Annotated in this window: 1 protein-coding gene (cut by a window edge); it reads right to left on the reverse strand. The window is 65.6% G+C overall.

What is annotated here, in order from left to right; translation table 11 throughout:
• Positions 1 to 21,174: the 3' portion of a tandem-95 repeat protein gene (locus AC24YW_RS03270; protein WP_487481349.1), read on the reverse strand. It continues 11,280 nt past the right edge of the window; only the last 21,174 of its 32,454 coding nucleotides appear in the window; its start codon lies off the right edge, out of view; it ends in the stop codon at positions 1 to 3.

The following is a 21,174-nucleotide window of genomic DNA, read 5'->3' on the forward strand; positions in this document are numbered from 1 at the left end:
TCAAGCGAAGAAATCCGTGGGATGCGCTGCCGCTTCCCTGCGCCAGGAGAGATCGGCCGCACCCGAATTGGTGCCGAATGCCGACAACTCCTGCCGCATCAGCGCGAGGAGCGCAGGCGACCGATCCGTTGCCCCCTCACCGCTCGCCACGGGCCCGACCCAACTGGCCGGGTTGGCGCCGGGAGGCGACGGAAAAGCAGCGTCTGTCGTACCACGCGTTGCATCCGGCCTGTCAGTGGATGCCGGCCCTACCATTGCATCCATCGCGCGCCGGAACTGCTCGCCGATCGATGGCGCGGGATTCGCGGACAGGATCTCGAGCGCCGAGGCCAGAGTTTGGGCCGAACTTGCGGAGTCCGAGACGCCGGCGGCGACCGGTTGCCGCTCCGTCGCCCGCGTCAATGCGGCATCGACATAGCCCATCGTGCGCGCATCGGTTCGGGTATAGCTTCCGGAATTGACGATCACGGTGCTGCCGAACTCCCAGGATGCATCCGTTGCGGATGCTACCAGGTTGATCGAGCGCACACCTGCGGTCGACAGCGACAATATCTCCCCGTCCTGGGCAGAGCCGTCGCCATTGCGGTCCTGCCAGAGGTTGAAGTCCGCGAAGCGAATGTCGTCGGCCGACAGAATCCCGTCGCGATTGCTGTCAAAGGCGCGCAGCCCTTCGAGATCGGAGCGGGCGCCCGCCACATCGTCGGCAAAGCTCAGCTCCGAAATGCCGCTCACGGCCCCGTTGCGGTCGCGATCGAGGAAGAGGAAGGCCTCGGTGGTTCCGATCCAGCTGGTGTCGTCAGCCGTTCCGTCGCCGTCGATGTCGAACATCGCAGAGGATTGGCTGGCGGTGGTGGTTTCGACGCCCAGACCGTCCAGGTCGAGGATAATCGGCGCTGCCAGCGTGACCGTCTCGCCGTTGCGGAAGACCAGCCGTTCGATGCTCGTGAGCGTGTCGACGCCGTCGCTGCCGTTCGCCGTGGAGTTGTCGGTGACCTGAACCGACCCCTCCGACGTGACGATCGAGTAAGTCGACATCACACCGTTGTAGTAGGCCGTGTCGGTGCCGTTGCCGCCGTTGATCGTGTCATTACCGGCCATGCCCCAGAACAAATCGTCGCTGTCATTGCCGTTGAGCGTGTCGATTCCGACGCCGCCGGCCAGACGATCCGCAGCAGCGCCGCCGGTGATAACGTCGTTTCCAGCGCCGCCATAGATGCTGTTCGGAGCAAGACCGTCACCGACCAGCGTGTCGGCACTGGCGGTCCCCACGACCCAGCCCTCGAAGGCGTTCGACATGGTGAGGCTGGCGGTGGCAGTCGCCGTCGCGACACCGTCGCTGATCGTATAGGTGAAGCTGTCGGTTCCTTCGTAGCCGAAATCGGGCGTATAGCTGACGCCCTGCCCGTCGATCACGACGGTACCCCTGGGTGCCGTGCCGACGGAGACGATCGTCAGACTATCGCCGTCGATATCCGTGTCGTTGGCGAGCAGGCTTGCGGGCGCAATGGCAAGCGTGTCGCCGTGGGTCACCGAGAACGGGCCGTCATTGGCCGCGACCGGTCTGTCGTTGACGGGCGTGATCCTCAGGGTGAACACGTCGCTGGCGGTGAACGAGCCGTCGCTGGCGGTGACCAGGATGTCGATCGCGCCGTTGAAATTGAGCGGCGGGGTGCCGGCAAACCTGGTGCCGGTGAGCGTCAGCCAGGACGGCAGCGGGCTGCCATCCGCCAGCGTGGCGCTGTAGGTGAGCGTGTTGCCGTCTGGATCGGTGAAGCGACCGGTCGGGATCGTGTAGGAGAGCGCGGTGTCCTCCGGCGAATTGACGTCCGACAGCGGCACCGAGACCACCGGCGCGTCGTTCACCGGCGTGATGGTCAGCGCAAAGATGTCGCTGGCCGTCAGCGCGCCGTCGCGGGCGGTGACCTTGATGCTGATCGTGCCGTTGTAGTTTGTCGGCGGCGTGCCCGTGAATGTGGTGCCGTCGAAGGAGAGCCAGGCCGGCAGCGCAGCGCCGGTCGAGAGCGTCGCCGTGTAGGTCAGCGTATCGCCGTCGATATCGGTGAAGCTGCCGGGCGGGATCGTAATCGCCAGCGGCGCATCTTCCGGAGACGACACGTCTGGGAGCGGTACCGACAGGACCGGCGCGTCGTTCTTCGGCGTGATATTGAGGGTGAAGACGTCGCTGGCCGAGAGCGAGCCGTCGCTCGCGGTGACCCGGATGTCGATCGCCCCGTTGAAGTTGAGCGGCGGCGTGCCAGTGAACTTGGTGCCGGTCAGCGTCAGCCAGGACGGCAACGGGCTGCCGTCCGCCAGAGTCGCCGAATACGTCAGCGTGTTGCCGTCAGGATCGGTGAAGCGGCCGGTCGGGATTGTGTAGGAGAGCGCGGTGTCCTCCGGCGAATTGACGGCCGACAGCGGCACCGAGACCACCGGCGCGTCGTTCACCGGCGTGATGGTCAGCGCAAAGATGTCGCTCGCCGTCAGCGCGCCGTCGCGGGCGGTGACCTTGATGCTGATCGTGCCGTTGTAGTTTGCCGGCGGCGTGCCCGTGAATGTGGTGCCGTCGAAGGAGAGCCAGGCCGGCAGCGCAGCGCCGGTCGAGAGCGTCGCCGTGTAGGTCAGCGTATCGCCGTCGATATCGGTGAAGCTGCCGGCGGGAAGCACGATCGACAGCGGCATGTCTTCCGGCGACGACACATCAGGAAGCGGCACGGACAGCACCGGCGCATCGTTCTTCGGCGTGACCGTCAGGGTGAAGACGTCGCTGGCCGAGAGCGAGCCGTCGCTCGCGGTGACCCGGATGTCGATCGCCCCGTTGAAGTTGAGCGGCGGCGTGCCAGTGAACCTGGTACCGGTCAGCGTCAGCCAGGACGGTAAGGGGCTGCCGTCCGTCAGAGTCGCCGAATACGTCAGCGTGTTGCCGTCAGGATCGGTGAAGCGGCCGGTCGGGATCGTGTAGGAGAGCGCGGTGTCCTCCGGCGAATTGACGTCCGACAGCGGCACCGAGAGCACCGGCGCATCATTCACTGGCGTGATCGTCAGCGTGAAGATGTCGCTGGCCGTCAGCGCGCCGTCGCGAGCCGTGACCTTGATGCTGATCGTGCCGTTGTAGTTTGCCGGCGGCGTGCCCGTGAATGTGGTGCCGTCGAAGGAGAGCCAGGCCGGCAGCGCAGCGCCGGTCGAGAGCGTCGCCGTGTAGGTCAGCGTATCGCCGTCGATATCGGTGAAGCTGCCGGCGGGAAGCACGATCGACAGCGGCGTGTCTTCCGGCGACGACACGTCAGGAAGCGGCACGGACAGCACCGGCGCATCGTTCTTCGGCGTGACCGTCAGGGTGAAGACGTCGCTGGCCGAGACCGATCCGTCGCTCGCAGTGACCATGATGTCTATGGCGCCGTTGAAGTTCAGCGGCGGGGTGCCGGCGAACCTGGCCCCGGTCAGCGTCAGCCAGGACGGCAACGGACTGCCATCTGCCAGCGTGGCGGTATAGGTGAGCGTGTTGCCGTCGACATCGGTGAAACGGCCGGCCGGGATCGTGTAGGAGACCGCGGCGTCCTCGGCCGAATTGACGTCAGACAGCGGCACCGAGAGCACCGGCGCGTCGTTCACCGGCGTAATCGTCAGCACGAAGATGTCGCTGGCCGACGACGCACCGTCACTGGCCGTCACCCTGATGCTGACCGTGCCGTTATAATTGGCCGGCGGCGTGCCGGTGAAGGTGGTGCCGTCGAAGGCGAGCCAGGACGGCAGCGCGGCCCCGCTGGAGAGCGTCGCCGTGTAGGTCAACCGGTTGCCGTTGACGTCGGTGAAGCTGCCCGCCGGGATCGCGACCGACAGCGCGGTGTCCTCCGGCGAAGAGACGTCGGGCAGCGGGACCGAGACCACGGGCGCGTTGTTTACGGACGGGATCGTCAGACGGAACACATCGCTGACCGAGAGCGAACCGTCGCTCGCCGTGACCAGGATGTCGATCGCGCCGGTATAGTCGGTCGGCGGCGTGCCGTCGAAGCTCGCACCGTCAAAGACCAGCCACTCGGGCAGCGCGCTGCCGTCGGCCAGTGTTGCCGTCAGGGTCAGCGTATCGCCGTCGAGATCGGCAAAGCTGCCAGCCGGGACCGGGATCGTGACGCGGACGTTCTTCGGCGAGACGATATCGGTCAGCGGCTGCGCCAGCACCGGCGCGTCGTTCACCGGGGTGATCGTGAGGCGGAAGACATCGCTTGCGGTGAGCGTGCCGTCGCTGGCGACGATCTCGATGTCGATCGCGCCGTTGTAATTCGCCGGCGGGGTGCCGGTGAACGTCGTGCCGTCGAAGCTGAGCCAGGACGGCAGTGCGCTGCCGTCGGCCAGCGTCGCGGCATAGGTCAGCGCATCGCCGTCGACATCCGCAAAGCTGCCGGCCGGGATCGTGATCGAGAGCGGAGTATCCTCCGGCGACGACACGTCGACAAGCGGCTGCGCCACGACCGGCGCATCATTTACCGGCGTGATGGTCACCCGGAAGACGTCGCTCGCCACGCGGGCGCCGTCGCTGGCCGTGACCAAGATATCGAGACTGCCGTTGAAATTCGCCGGCGGCATGCCGGTGAAAGTCGTGCCGTCGAAGCCGAGCCAGGGAGGCAGCGCGCTGCCGTCGGCCAGCGTCGCCGAATAGGTCAGCGGATCGCCATTGGGATCGGTAAAGCTGCCGGCCGGGATCGCGATTGTAAGCGGCGCACCCTCGGACGAGGATACGTCGGCAAGCGGCACCGACAACACCGGCGCATCGTTCGCCGGGGCGATCGACACCAGCAGCTCGCGCACGGTCTGCGCGGTGCCGTCGGATGCCGCGATCTCGAGCTGGATGGTGCCGTTGAAGTTGGCGGGCGGATCGCCGCTCAGCAGCCGCGCCTGCGGGTCGTATGTGAGCCAGGCCGGCAGCGCCGTCCCGTCCTTGCCCCGGACTTCGACCAGCAGCGCGTCACCGTCGACGTCAGCGACGAAGCCGGCCGGCAGGGTCACGCTGAAGCGCTGGTCCTCTATTCCCTTGAGCACGGGAACTGCGGAGATGACAGGCGCGTCGTTGACCGCCCCGACGTTGACATTGACCCGCGTCGTTGCGGTCAGGCCGGTCGAATCCTCGATCTCGTAGTCGAACCACGCCGGTCCGTTGAAATCGGCAGTCGGCGTAATCTGAAGCTGGCCGAAGCCGAGATCGGTGACCGATACGCCCGAGGTCGCGATGATCCGAGTCAGCACGAACGCCTGCTGGTCGGCATCGCTGTCATTGGCCAGCAGCTGGCTCGCAAACAGCGTGAGCGGGGAATCCTCGCGCATGTCGAGCGCGTCGGCGCGCGCGACCGGAGCGTCGGCGACCGGCAGCACGTTGATCGTGACCGTCGTCGAGACCGCGAAATCCTGCTCGTTCTTGACCGAATAGCGCAGCACCAGCTCGCCGTTGAAGTTGGCGGCCGGCGTGATCCGATACTTGCCGTTCGCGAGCAACTCGGCGCCTTCGAGCCCGACGAAGGTCAGGGTCGATCCCTCCGGCGTAACGTCGTTCGCCATCAGCGCGGCGGGATCGATGTCGATGAAGCCGTCTTCGAGCACCTCGAAGCCGGCGTCAGACACCGGGATCGGCAGCGGCACGTTCGGTGCGACCAGCAGCGTCACGAAGCCGACGCTGGAGGCGCCATGGCTGTCGGTGACGCGGTAATGGAAGCCGGCATCGCCGATATAGCCGGCGTTCGGCTTGAAGACCGCGGTCGAGCCGACGCGAACCACCGTGCCCTGGTCGCCGTCGAACACCTCGACGATTTCGAAGCTGTCGCCCTCGACGTCGCGGTCGTTGGCGATCAGCGCGGCGAAGTCGATCGTGATGGCCTGGTCCTGGATCGTCCTGAACACGCCCTGGGAATCGTTGGCGGTCCCTGCTCCGTCAGGATTGGCGATCGGTGCATCGTTCACGGCAGCGACGTTGAACGTCACTGTGCCGGTCGATGTCTTGCGTCCGTCGGAGATCGTGTAGCTGAAGTTGACCGCGCCGCTGATGTTCTCGTTCGGCACGAACTGCCAGCGTCCGTCGGGCAGCTCGATGATGCGGCCGTTGCCGGCGCTGCGCGACAGCGACTGGAACGTGATCGTGTCGCCGTCGGCATCGCTGTCATTGCCGAGCAGGTCGGCCGTGGTGAACTCGAACGGCGTGTCCTCGACGGTCGCGAACACGTCGGTCGCGGCGATCGGCGCGCGGTTGGTCGAGGCGACGTTGACCTTGACCTTGCCGGTGCTCGAGCCGTTGGTGTCGTCGGTCACGATATACTCGAACGAAGCGACTCCCTCGAAATTGTGGTCGGGCGTGAACACGATATGGGTGCCGTCGAAGCTGACGGTGCCATGCGCGGCATTGACGACATCGACGAAGCGGACCGGGTTATTGTCGACGTCGTAGTCGTTGGCCAGCAGCGTCGCCGGATCGATCAGGAGCGGCGTGTCTTCGATCGCCGCGACGGTATCCTCGACCGTGGTCGGCGGATCGTTGACGGCCGCGACATGCACGATGGCCGATCCGGTTGAAGGACCTTCGCGATCGTCGGTCACGACATAGCCGAAGGCGTCATCGCCGGAAAAGGCGTCCGCCGGAGTATAGACGACGAAGGCCCCGGCGTTGCCGTCGAGGCGCTGGCTCGAGGTTGCGCTCTGGCTGTCGCCGCCGAGCGTCCGCGTAAAGCGGATGTCGAGGTTTGAGGCGAACGCCAGCGGCACGTCACCCGCGAGCATGCCGGTCGCGCTGTCGATGGTGAGCCAGCCCGGCAGCGCCGAGCCGTCCGCGAGCGTCGCGCTCCAGACCGCGCCCTCAATCTGGCCGAGCTCGGCCGGCGGCGCGATCTCGACATGGGCGAGCTCGATGACCAGCGAGCCGTTGGCCGGTTGCCCGAGCGACAGGATACGCAAGGCATCGCGGTCGCGATCGAAGTCGTTGCGCAGCAGGTCGGTAACAGCGAAGCGCGTGGACTGGCCCTCGCGTCCCGTCAGATCGTCGACCGCGACGTCCGGCCGCTCGCGGGTCGGCTTCACGTCGTAGAAGATCAGTGCGGGATCGCCGGATACGCCGCCCTTCTCGTCGGTCGCGTCGTAGCTGAGCACGACCGTGCCGTTGAAGTCGGCGGGAACCTGGAGGTTGATCTGCTCGGACGAGACGATTGTGGAGGCCGGGAACGGCACGATCTTGAAGGTGTCGTCGACCACGACCTCGGTGATGATCGACATCGCCGGATGCCCGTTGCCCGCGGCGATGTCGAGGCGGACCGGCACCGCGCCGACCCAATTGGCCGGTGGCATGCCGGAGAAGCTGAAGGTCGCCGGGTCGAAGCTCAGCCAGTCCGGCAGCGGCGCGCCGCTCTCGCGGATTGCGGTGATGGCACCGGTGCCCTTCAGGTCGAGCGCGAACAGGCCCTGGTCTGAAAAATAGGCATCGCCTTCCAGCGCCTGGTTGATCGCCGCCATCTGGCTCGCGAGGTCGCCGTGCGGATCGACGACGAATTCGAGCGTGAAGCCGCGATTGCTCGACGCATAGGTCCCGTCGGGAAGCACACGCGGCGCCGGCGTGAACACGACCTGCAAGCGTGCCACCTGCGCATCCGCATCCGGCGCGAAGCCGCTCAGGCTGACGGTGCGCGTCGCGGCGTCGAACGACAGCCAATCCGGCAACGGGCGGCCGCCGATGATCGAGGCCGAAACCGTCCCGCTCTTGGTGTCGAGCAGCGCGATCTGGCTGTCGTAGGTGACGCCGGCCGGCAGCGTCGCCGGATCCAGCGTCATGCTGTCGGAGAAGGTCTTTGGATTGCCGCCGCTTGCGGCCGAATGCGTGAAGGTGAGCTGGACACTGATCGGATCGGTCGTCCCCTCGGGCGGCGTTCCCGTAAACCGCAGCGTCTGGGCGTTGAAGCTGAGCCAGGACGGCAGCAAGGAGCCGTCGGCGAGCCTGGCCGTGACCGTCGTGTCCGCATCGAGATCGGAAGCATCGAATTCGTAATCGACCGCGAAGGCGGAGCGGATCTCGTATCCCTCGAGGACATCGGTCCCGGCCTCGAAGCCGCCGGAGATGTCGCCTTCCGTCAGCTCGAACCGTGTGTTGAAAATCCGTCCATTCGAGGGATCTCGCACCCAGACGTCGACGGAGAGCGGGTCCATTCCGGCCGGCGGCGATCCAACAAATCGCATGGTGGCGGAATCGAACTGCAGCCAGGACGGCAGCGCCGATCCGTCGGCCATGGCCGCGCTGACCTCGTAATCGGCGGACAGATAGCGATGGTCGACCACGCCGAGCACGGTCGAGCGCTTGAAGAACAGCACGTCGCCGTCCGCGTCGATGTCGTTGCCGAACGCCTCGCCGGGGATCACGAACAGCGGACCGTCTTCCAGGCCGCTGACATAATCGTTGCGCAAGATCGGAGCTTCGTTCCGCGGCAGGACGGTGATCGCGACATAGGCGGACGCGGTGCCGCCACGACCGTCGCTTATCGTGTACTGGAAGCCGGCGGCGCCGTTGTAGTCCGGCGTCGGCCGGAACTCGATCATGCCGTCGTCCCGCAGGCGTACTTTACCGCCGTCGGCGAACCGGGCGATGCTCTCGAGCACCAGCGTGTCGCCGTTCTCGTCGGTGTCGTTGGCCAGGATCGTCGCCGGGTCGATCACGAGGATCTGGTCTTCGAGCGTGCGGTAGCCGTAGTCGTTGTAGGCCTTCGGCGCGTCGTTGAGCGGCTTGACCCTGAAGTCATAGGTCAGGGTTGCCGCCGCGCCGCGCGCGTCGATCACGTCATATTCGATGCTTGCCTGGCCGAGGGAGGCCGGCGTGAAGGTGATGGTGCCGGTCGCCTCGTCGAACACCAGGCTGCCATTGTTGGCGGGGTTGTTGTCGAGACCGCCGTGCAGGCCGACGAAGGTGAAGCCGTCGCCCTCGATGTCGTAGGTGTTGGCCAAGAGATCGGCGACCGTGACGGTGGTATCCTGGCCGAGACGGATCCAGCGATAGGCGTCGCGATCGCGCGGCGCGTCGTTGACGGGCGAGATCGAGATTTCGACCTTGGCGGTCGAGGTCGCGCCGCTGGCGTCGGCGAGCGTGTAGACGAACCCAGCCGCGCCGAAATAGTCCGGGCGCAGCTTGAACTGGATGTAGTCGCCATCCAGCCGCGCGGACACATTGCTGCCCTCGAACCGGTAGTCGACATCCTTGTAGCTGTCGATCGCCTGCCCGGACGTGTTGGTCAGCGGCGCGATCGAAACGATGTGCAACCCTTCCAGACCGGCGTCGCCATCGACATCGAAATCGTTGGCGAGCAGGGTGTCGATCCGGATCCGCAGGATCTGGTCCTCGACCCCATAGACCAGCGGATCATCGACCGCCGTCGGCGCGTCGTTGACCGGCGCGAGATCGACCTCGACCCGGGCCGTGGACTCGCGGCCGAACTGGTCGCGGACGGTGTAGTTGAAGAAGGCATCGCCGTTGTAGTTGGGCGCGCCCAGGAATTCGATCTTGCCGTCCTCGCGCACCCGCACGGTACCGTTCGCGGCGTTGCCGACGCCGGCGAGCGTCAGGTTGACCGCGCTGTCGGCGTCGTTGGCGAACAGGGTCGCCGGATCGATCAGGACCGGCTCGTCCTCGACGCCGAGATGCACGATGTCGTCGGCGGCATTGAAACGGCCGAGCTGCTGCAGCTGATCGATGCGATCGCGGTTCCAGACCGTGCCGTTAGAGAACACGACTTCCTCGATGCCGCTCTCGGCGCCGAGGAAGTGGTCGGTCACGCGCACCGTGTCGACCAGGAAGCCATCCTGCCGCTCGAATTCGAGCAGGAGGTCGTTGCCCTCGCGGATGACGGAGACGTCCTTCGGCGCGATCGCCGATGACAGCACCAGGCGGTCGGTGTCGGTCGCCGCGCCCTGCTCGGTGATGATGTCCTGGCCGTCGTCGAAGCCGAACACATAGGTGTCCGAGCCGGCACCGCCGGCGATGGCGTCGCTGCCGCGAAGGCCCTGGAACCAGTCGTTGCCGGCGCTGCCGGTGAACTGGTCGTTCCAGAGCGAGCCGACCAGCATTTCCATCGAGGAGAGCTGGTCGCCGGCCGCTTCGCCGGCGGTGCCGAGGCCCGTCGCCAGATTGACCGTGACGCCCTCGTCGGCCCTGCTGTAATCGGCGACGTCGAAGCCGCCGCGTCCGTCGATGATATCGGCGCCGCGGCCGCCGCGGATGCGGTTGTCGCCGGCATCGCCTCTGATCGTATCGTCCTGATACGAGCCCTGGACGATCTCGATCCCGGAGAAGGTATCGCCGAGCGCGTCGCCGCCGCCGGCCGCGCCGTTGGCCATGTCGACAATGACCCCTTCGGTCGACAGCGTGTAGTCGGCCGTATCGATGCCGTCACCGCCGATCAGTTGGTCCGTGCCACGGCCGCCGATCAAGGTGTCGTCGCCGGCATTGCCGACCAGAATGTCGTTGCCGCGGCCGCCCGACAGGATGTTGGCGAGCGCGTCGCCTTCCAGCGTGTCGTCGACATCGCTACCGGTCAGGTTCTGGATATTGGTCAGAACATCGCCCTCGGCATCGCCGCCATGTGCGGCGCCGGAAGCGAGCGAGATCGATACTCCGGTCGCACCAAAGCTGTAATCGGCCGTGTTGTTGCCGAGGCCACCGTCCAGCAAATCGGCGCCTGCGCCGCCGCGCAGGACGTCATCGCCCGCGCCGCCGAGCAGGATATCGTTGCCGACGCGTCCCTCCAGGAGGTCATTGCCGTCGCGGCCTTCGAGCCGGTTGTCGCCGGCATCGCCTCCGAGCTGATCGGCGTATTGCGAGCCGACCAGCGCCTCGATGCCGAGATAGGTGTCGCCTTGGGCGTAGCCGCCCTGGCCGACACGCGATTCGAGGTCGGCACGCACGAGGAAATCGGAATTCTCGAAGCTGACGGTATCGTAGCCGTCGCCGCCCGTGATGCGGTCGGCGCCGTCGCCGGCGTCGATCCAGTCGTCACCGGCTCCTGCATCGATCTGATCGTCGCCGCTGCCGGCCTCGATCCGGTCGTTGCCGCCGCCGGCCAGCACGAAGTCGTCGCCGCCGAGCGCCTGGATCAGATCCGCGCCCTCGGTGCCGACGAGATAATCGGCCTTCGCCGTACCGCGCAGCAGGCCGCCATAGCTGTCGGCCACCGAGGCCATGGCAAAGCCGGTGTCGGTGGCACCGTCGGTGTCGGCGATGCGGTATTCGACCGCAACCTGGCCGGTAAAGCCGGCCGCAAAGTGCACGACAATGAACTTCTCGCCGTTCCAGTCGACCACCTCGGCCGTGCCGCGCGGCACGCGCTGGCCGAGCGCCAGCGCATCGGCATCATAGACACCGTCGACGCCGACGAAGGACGGCCTGGCGCGGTTCGGATTGTCGAGATCGTCGTCGATCACACCGTCGCCGTCATGATCGGCCTGCTCGACGTCGTAGTCGTTCTTCAAGAGATCGGTGACGCGCAGCACCAGCGGCGCGTCGAGCGGCGTGACGAAACCTTCGTCCTGGCCGACGGTCGGATCGTCGTTGGTGGGGACAATGACGATATCGACATAGCCTTCAGCCGAGCCGTCGGCATCGTCGGTCACCCCGTAGACGAAGCCGGAGGCCCGGCTCGCGTCCCGGTTCGGCGTGAACACCAGATTGCCGTCTGCGTCAAACTCGATCGTGCCGTTCAGCTTCTGGCCGGCATCGCCGCCGAACACCAACGCATCCAAATTCGTCGACAGGCGCCAGCCCAGGAAGCGGAACGGATCGCGGTCCAAATCCGTGTCGTTGGCAAGCAGCGTTGCGATCGGAATGACGGTGGGGATATCCTCGTTCACATAGATGACGTCGCGATGGGCGACCGGCGGTGCGTCGCCGACATTCTCGAACCACATCGTGACGGTGGCACCGTCGACCGCGCCCTCGTTGTCACGGACGAGGTAGCTGAACGTCGCCTCGCCCCAGAAGTCGGCATCGGGCGTGAAGATGATCGTGCCATGGTCGGTGACCTCAATATCGCCATGCACCGCGTTGCCGGCGCTCTCGAACTGCACCGCGAAGCCTTCGATATCACCATCGTTCTTGAGCAGCTCGATGATCGGGATCTCGATCGAATGGTCTTCGGTGCCGCGCAGGATCGGCAGGCTCTGGTCGGTGTAGCTGTCGTTTCGTGCATCCGGCAGGTCGTTGACCGGCTGATAGGCCAGCGTCGCGCGGGCCCAGGCGGTTCCGCCGTGACCGTCGTCGACCTGATATTCGAACCAGGCATCGCCGTTGAAATTGGCCGCCGGCGTGAACAGGACAGTGTTGTTCTCGAGCAGCACGGCGTTGCCGCCATGGCTGTGGCGAACGGCGGTGACCGTCATCGTCTCGCCGTCGTGCTCGATATCGTTAGCGAGCAGGCGATCGGCACCTATTACGATCGGATTATCCTCGCGGATCGGATCGCCGTTGTCGGTCGTCTCGAAGCGATCGTCGTGCAGCTCCGGCGGGTCGTTGACCGGAGTGACGGTGAAGCTGACCCGGCCGGTCGAGGTCGCCCCGCTGAGATCCGCGACGACGTAGTCGAAATGGGCGCTGCCCCAGAAATAGGCGCGCGGGGTCACATGGATCAGGCCGTCGTCGCCGATCGTCACGGTGACATCGGCGTTGGAGATCACCGACTGCACCGTGAGGCTGTCGTGGTCGATATCGGTGTCGTTGGCGCTCAGCGTGCTTGGGTCCAGCGTGAAGCCGGTGCTTTCGGGCGTCGCATCGACGGTATCGGCATGCGCCACCGGCGCATCGTTGACCGCGGTGACCTGGATCGTCACCTTGGCTTCGGCTCGGCCGCCTTCGGGCGTGTTCGCCACATAGCTGAACTCGGCGGTGCCGTTGAAATTAGCGTTCGGCGTGAAGGTGATGTTGCCGTCGCTGGCCAGCGCGACCGTCCCGTTGACGGCCTGATAGACCTGCCCGACGATCATGCGGTCGCCGTCGAGGTCGTTGGCCAAGAGCCGTTCGACGCGGATCACCAGCGAGCCATCCTCGGCGACGGTGAAGCCCGTATCCGGATAGGCCGTTGCGACCGGACGCACCTTGAGATCGATCGAGGCGGTGGCGAAGCCGTTATGGCCGTCGGAGATCGTGTAGCTGATTGAGGCGGAGCCGTAATAGCCGTTGGTCGCGGTATAGTGGATATTGCCCTGGGCATCGATCGTGGCGACGCCGGAAGCGCCGGCGTCGACGCCGACAATGGTCAGCGCATCGCCATCGGCGTCGAAGTCGTTGCGGAGCAGGTCGGTCGCCCTGATGACGAGCTCGACGCCGGTGGTGACCGAGAAGAAGCCGTCGCCCAGCGCGGTCGGGGCACGGTTGCCCAGCAGCTCGCGCAGGGTCTCCTTGGTCCAGATCACGCCGTCGGCGAAGACGTAGCTCTCGATGCCCTTGGCATCGGTCGAGAGCGCATCGAACACGGTCAGGCTGTCCGCGCTGTTGCCGGTGAAGCGGATGACGACGGCATCCGATCCGCGATAGAGCTGCTCGACATGGGCTTCCGTCGAGGTGAAGTCCGCAATCTGGATTCGGTCGGTGCCGCCCGTTCCGGAATCGACGACCGTATCGTTACCGGCTCCGCGCCTGAACAGATAGAGATCGTCGCCGGAAGCGCCCGAGAGCAGATCGTTGCCAGTCCTCGCGGCAAAGGTGTCGTTGCCGTCGAAGCCGTAGGCATTGTCATTACCGGCGCCGTCGATATCGGACAGCGCGCGGGTCCGCATTGCGTCGCGATTCCAGATCGTGCCGTCGGCGAAACGGACCGACAGGCCGAACGCCGGATTGTTGGACGGACTGAGGGCATCGACCAGTATCACGCGATCGCCTGCGCCCGAGAAAGACAGCACCAGATCGTTGCTGTCGGGACCGGCGCGGACGGCGGAGACGACGTCGGCGACGTTGTAGTCCGTCAGGCTCAGGACGTCGGTGCCCCTGCCGACCGCGTTGATCCGGTCATCACCATCGCCGCGGCGATAGAGATAGGTGTCGTTGCCGTATCCACCATCGATGAGGTCGTTGCCCTTGCCTCCCATCAGCGCGTCGGCGCCGTCGGTGCCGATGATGATGTCGTTACCGTCGGTGGAGAGGCTGGCGAGGATCGCCAGCTTCATATCGGCGACGGTGTACTGCGTGCCGTCGGCGAGCGCGATCGTCTCGACCCCCGCGAAGTTGGCAGCGAGCGCATCGACGATGATGATCTGATCGGTCGTTCCGGCAAAGCGGATCGCGACATCGTCGCTGTCGGCGGCGATGCGATGGAAGCTGATTTCGGCCGCGGAGTAGCCGCTGATCTCGAGCCGATCGGCCGCGGACGACGCCTTGTCGTTGATGACGTCGCTGCCGTCGCCGCGGGCGAAGCGGTAGGTGTCGTTTCCGGCGCCGCCGGACAGATGATCGTTGCCGAGACCGCCGCTCATGACGTTGTTGGCGGCATCGCCAGTGAGCACGTCATCGGCGAAGCTCGGCGCACGCGCGAGCAGATCGGACGCGCCCCACACCGTGCCGTCGGCAAAGCGGATCGCCTCGATACCGCCTGCGCCGAGCGCGCCTTCGATGGTGATGCGCGCGCCGGTCGACTTGACGATCAGCGTGAAGTCGGCCCCGTCCTCGCTCTGCGACACAGCGATGTCGTCAGGGGCGATGTCCGGCGCCAGCAGCAGCGTATCGTTGCCGGCCGTATCGGCAATGCGGTCGTGGCCGCCATGGGCTGCGAACCGGTAGGTATCGTCGCCGGTACCGCCAGCAAGGCGATCGTTTCCGGTGCCGCCGTCGAGGTCGTCGGCGCCGCCATTGCCGATCAGCAGATCATCGCCGGCGCCGCCGGCGAGCGCATTGTCGAAATCGTCGCCGCGAATGACGTCGTCGCCATCGGTTGCGGTGCGGGCGAGTGCGATCAGGGTCGCCGCCGTCCAGACCGTGCCATCGGCGAAGGTGACGCGGGAGACGCCCATGTCCACTGTCGCCGGAGAGCCGAGATCGACGCGGTCACCGGTGCCGATGATTTCGAGCACCAAATTGGCCGCACCGCGGACGATGCGGATATCACTCGTCAGGATACCGGCGGCGAAGCTCAGCGCGTTGATACCCGACGTGTCGAGAATGACGTCCTGGCCGTCGCCGCGGGCGAACACATAGGTGTCGTCGCCTCCCGCTCCCTGCAGCACATCGTTGCCGGTGCCGCCCAGGAGCGTATCGGCTCCCGCGCTGCCTTGCAGGGAGTCGTTACCCGCCTTGCCGTCGAGGGTGATGGAGTTGCCCTGGAAGCTCGCGGGAACCGCGAGCGCATCGTCGCCGGCCGATCCCTGCAAGGATCGCGTCAGCACCTCGTTCCAGGTCCAATTGATGCCGTCGGCGAAGGCGATGGTCTCGATGGCGCTGGCACCGTCGAGCGCGCCGGTCACGCGGATCCGACCGCCCTCGTTATTGATGCGCAGTTCGACGTCGCGGCCTATTTGCACGACGCTGACGTCGGCGGCCGCGATTCCAGCGGCGAATTCCAGGCGATCGCTGCCGCCGAGATCGGCTACGGTGTCGCGGCCGTCGCCTCGCGCGAAGCGGTAGACGTCCGTGCCGCTGCCGCCAGAAAGCTGATCGTCGCCCTGGCCGCCCTCGAATACATCGGTATCGGTCGCGAAGCTGCCGTCGCCGTAACCGGTGATCACGTCATCGCCGGAGCCGCCCGACATGATGTCGCTGCCGCCGCCGCCGACGATCTGGTCGTTTCCTTCCTGGCCTGCGATCAGGTCGTTGCCGAGACCGCCGTCGATCACGTCGTTGTCGACACCGCCGGCCAACCGGTCATTGCCGCCGAAACCGTTGATGACGTCATTGCCGCCATTGCCGAAAATGCGGTCATCGAGGGCACTGCCGTTGAGGACGTGGCCGGCATCGTCGTCATTGATGCTGATCGAATTGTCGATCGCGATCGGAACGCCGTCGAAATTGGCCGAGGTCAGCGTCGCGGCGTCGACGCCGAGCAGGCGCACCAGCGTCTGGTCGGGCCCAGACTCCGCCCGCATCATGATCACCGCATCGCTACCCGATTGCGCCAGGAAGATGCTCCCGCCCTCGAACGGATTGGGATTGCTGGTCATCAGGCGGATGACGTCTCCGCCGGCACCTGCCTGGAAATCGGCGATGACGTCCGCGACGATAGGCTGCGCACCCTGCCGCACCGGCAGGTAGTAATAGGTGTCGCGCCCGGCGCCGCCAGTCAGCGTGTCGACGGAAGCGTCGGCAGAGATGTCCCCGAACTGATCGTTGCCGGCACCGCCGGACAGGATGTCGGCCCCCTCGCCGCCCCTCAGATAATCGTCGCCCGTACCGCCGGTGAGCACGTCGTCGGCGGCGCTTCCGGCCAGGAATTCGCCGGTGACGGCGACGTCCTCGACCAGGCGGCCAAGCACGTCGGCAAGTGACAACATTATTCCGTCGGCCGCAATCTCGAAGGCGTCGACGAGATCGCTGGCGCTGCCGCCGAGGCCGTTGCGGACGATGATGCGGTCCGCGCTTCCGGCGAATCGGATGATCAGATCCTGACCGAGCGCGCCGAAGCGAATCTGCGACAGGCTATAGCCTTCGATCCGCAGCGTATCGTTCGTTGCATCGCCGCCGTCGGCAATCGTGTCGGTGCCATCACCGGCCGCGAACACATAGGTATCGGCACCGGCGCCGCCCGACAGCGAATCGTTGCCGAGACCGCCGACAAGACGGTCGTCTCCCATCCCGCCACCGAGCGCATCGTCGCCAACGCCGCCGAGCAGCACATCGTTGCCGCCGAGCCCGGAGAGATTGTCGTTGCCGCCGCGCCCATCGAGGCGGTTGGCGTCGCTGGTTCCCACCATGGTGTCGGCGCCGTCCTCGCCGATGTACGACTGATCCCTCAGATCGTTCATCGTCCAGACGGTACCGTCGGCGAAGACGATGCTCTCGATGACGTTGTTCGTATTCGCGATCACATCGGTGAGCTTGAGCTCTTCGCCGGTGTCACGAATCCGCAGGACGAGGCTGCGCCCGTCGGGCGTGGTGACCTTGATGTCGTCGGGCACGACGCCGGCGCCGATCTCGACGCGGTCGGTCCCGCCGGTGTCGGTGAGCGTGTCGCTGCCCTCGCCGCGGCCCCAACGGTAGACGTCGCCGCCTTGCCCGCCATACAGCGTGTCGTTGCCGGTGCCGCCGACCAGGATGTCGGCACCATCCGCTCCGGTCAGGGTGTCGTCGCCGGCTTCGCCGAGCAGCGTGGCTGCGCCGACGGCGATCAGGCTGTCATTGCCTGCGCCGCCCGCGAGGATCTCGCCGTTCGTGGTGCCGAGAATGAGGTCGGCTCCCGCAGTCGGCGCCTTCCATCGCGCCGCGATGTCGGCGGAATTCCAGACGGTGCCGTTGGCGAAGATGAACTTCTCGATGGCCCTGCCGTCCGCGACCGAGCCGTTGTTGATGGTGATGCGGTCGTCGCTGTTGCGGAACGTGACGACGAGCGTCGAGGAATTTCCGACCAGCGCAACCCTGACGTCCACCGGATCGATGCCGGCGCCGAACTCGATCTGGTCGATTCCATTTGCGTCGGTGATGGTGTCCTGGCCATCGCCGGCCGCGAAGCGATAGATGTCGTTGCCCTGGCCGTCGACCAGGTTGTCGTTGCCCTTGCCGCCGATCAGGATGTCATTGCCGGCATCGCCGTTGATGCTGTCGTTACCACCATTGCCATTAAGCGTGTCGGTGCCGTTGCCGCCGGAGATCACGTCGTCTCCGGCACCGCCCCGGGTCAGATCGTCACCGTCGAGGCCGGACAGGACGTCGTTGCCGATCGCCGAGCTCGCCACGGCCTGCGTGCGCGTCAGGCTCACATTGTCGAGCGAGGCGCCGACGCCGTCCTGATTGCCGGTGCCGCGGAAGCTGAGCTGGTTGGTGCCGGCGGCTGCCGTCACCAGCACGCTGGAGCGCACCATCGCGGTGCCGGTATTGTTGAAGCTCGCGACCACCGTGCCGTTCCACAGCACGTCGAACGAGCCGTTCCAATCCCAGGTACGGTTGGCATGGTCGAACTGCACCAGGAGCGTCTCGCCTTCGGTGAGACCGGTCACGTCCTGTGCGATCTGAACGTTGGTGCCGCCGGAGCCCGCCCCGTCGAGATCGAGCCAATAATTGCCGTTGGTGGCGGTGACACCGTTGTATCCGGATGTGATCTGCTCGATCCCCAGCGTGGTCGCCGGCTGCGTGCTGTTGATGCGGGTCCAGCCCGGCAACGTCGTTGCCGAATAGCCCCAGCTTTGCGGGGTGGCATCCGCAGCGAGCTGCTCGAAACTGCCGTTGACGAGCAGATTGGGGCCCACCGGCTGCCATTGCACCAATCCGCCGCCGTTGATGTCGTCGGCACCGGCGGTGCCGGTCAGGGTGTCGCTGCCGGCGCTACCGAGCATCTGTGCGCCGCCGGCCGAACTCACCAGCGTCGGCCGGTTCGAATAGGCCAGCCGCGTCTCGATGTCGGCGCCGGTCCACACCGTGCCATTGGCGAAGCGGACTTGCGAGATCACGGAATCGCGACCATAGCGCGAGACCCAAACGCGGTCCTCGGTGCCGGCGATGGACAGATAGAAATCGCCCTGGAGATCGGAGGCGTCCGACAGGACGCTGACCTGCGCCGGGTCGATCGATGCGTCGAACTCGATGACGTTGACGTCCGAGCCGTTCACGGAGTCGTTGATCCAGTCCTCGCCAAAGCCGGCAGAGAAGCGGTAGGTATCGCTGCCGGCACCGCCATAGAGCTGATCGGACCCGGTCCCTCCGACCAGGATGTCGCCACCGGAATTGCCGCTGAGGCTGTCGTTGCCCCCGCGCCCTTCGATGACGTCAGCGCCGACCGAGCCATACATGCTGTCATTGGTGGCGCCGCCGACCATCGGAGCGCCGCCTTGATAGGGATGCTCGATCAGGCTCCAGCGCGCCCTGATATCGCTGGAATTCCAGACAGTGCCGTCGGCAAACCGGACGTCGTATTCACTCCAGCCGAATCCGCCGCCCCACGTGATACGGTTTTCGGTTCCCGCGACGCGCAGGATCACGTCGGCATAGGTGATGTCGCCGTTATAGCCGGCCTCATGCTCGATGACGATGTCGCCGGACGAGATCGTGGCATCGAAGACGATGTGGTTGACGTCGGCCCCCCACTCGGAGATCCGATCCTGACCGAACCCGGCGGAGAAGCGATAGGTATCCGATCCCTCGTTGCCCTGCATCTCGTCGTCGCCGGCGCCGCCGTCGAGGATATCGTCGCCGGTGGAGCCGTTGAGGATGTCGTCGCCAGCTAGGCCCATGAGGGTGGACGCGACGCCGTAATTGGCCTCGAGCTTGTCCCAGCCGCTGGTTCCGAGAACGTCGGTGCCCTGGTCGCCCTGGAGTTGGACACCCAGCCACGGCGCGGCGAGCGAGGCGATGTCGTCATACGTCCAGATCGTTCCGTCTGCGAAATGAATCTCGATGGACTCATGGAGCCCGTTCAGCATGATCTGATCGGTGCTGCCCTCGATGGTCAGCAACACGCTCTGCGGGTAACCGTATTCCTCGAAGGTGAGACGGACATCCGCAGCGGCAATCGTCGCGTCGAACTCGATGACGTCGGTATCGTCCGCATAGTACGGAGTAACGTAAACCGTGTCCGAGCCGAATCCGGTCGAGAAACGGTAGATATCGTTGCCGTATCCCCCGTCCATTTCATCGTGACCGGCGCCGCCGATCAGGATGTCGGCACCGTCGCCACCGTACAGCATGTCGTTGCCGGCGCCGCCGATGATGGTTTCGTTTCCGGCATCGCCGTCAATTGCATCGTCGAAGGCGGTGCCGCTCAGCGTCTGATCGGTCGCGTCGCCCTGGATCAAGCTGCCCGGCAGGGCCACCGCGGTCGCAACGAGCTGGTCGCGGGTCCAGATCGTCCCGTCATCGAAACGGACTTCATCGACACCGGCGGTTTCATCGACATAGGCGCTGCCGATGGTAACGGAATCGTCCGAGTTGACCGATCGCAGGATCAGGTCGCCGTATTGCGAGAAATAGACCGCGACATCGGAGGCCGCGATGGTCGCGTCGAAGACGATCGCGTTCGTCGTACCTTCTTCGCGGAAATCGTTGATGTAGTCGTTGCCGAAACCGCTGGAGAAGCGGTAGATATCCGAACCGGCGTCGCCGATCAGGGCATCGCTGCCTGCGCCGCCGTCGAGGATGTCTTCGCCTTCCGCGCCCCCCAGGAAATCGTCGCTCGCACCGCCGATCAGGGTGTCGTTGCCGCCGCCGCCATTGAGGGAATCGTTGTAACTCGTACCGATCAGCGTATCGTCCGAGATCGCGCCTTGCACGTTGATGCCCGGCGTCGGCGCCGCAGCGTTGATGATGTCGGCCAGCGTCCAAGTCGTCCCGTCCGAGAAGCGGATTCCGGCAATGCTCTGGTAGGGATCGTCCGTGACCAGCGTATAGCGGATTTCGATGACGTCTCCGGTGCCTTTCACGTGCACGAGCAAATCGTCGGTAAGGCCGCCGCCTTCATACCGGTCGTAAGGACGCAGCAGCTCGATGTCGGCTGGTGTCAGGCTGGAATCGAACTCGATCCAGTCGAGCCCGATGTCGTCTGTTTCGATCGTGTCGTGACCGAAGCCCGCCGAGAACCGATAGACGTCGGCTCCCGTGCCACCGGACAGGAGATCATTGCCGATCCCGCCGTTCAGGACGTCAGCGCCGTCGCCGCCATAGATGCGATCATTACCTGCGCCGCCGAGGAGCGTGTCGTCGCTGCCACGGCCTTCGATCAGGTCGTCCTTTGCCGATCCGTTCAGGGGATTCGGTATCGGGATATCCGACGGGGAGATCGATCGGTCGTTGCTGTAAAGGTCGACCGCGCGGGCGAGCATCTGCTGCCGGTCGAGCACGGTACCGTCGGCGAAGCGGATCTGCTGGATCGTATCGAGGTCCGCGATCGTGATCCGGTCGTCGCTGCCGGTGAAACGCAGCCGGGCTTGACCAAAATCGGAATTGCCGTTGCCGTCGGTCGAGACATTGGCTTCCAGCACGAAATCATCGATCGAGAGCGACGCATCGAACACGATGACATTGTTGCTGCCGTTCGACGTATATTCCTC

This window comes from Bradyrhizobium sp. USDA3516 (assembly GCF_057651995.1).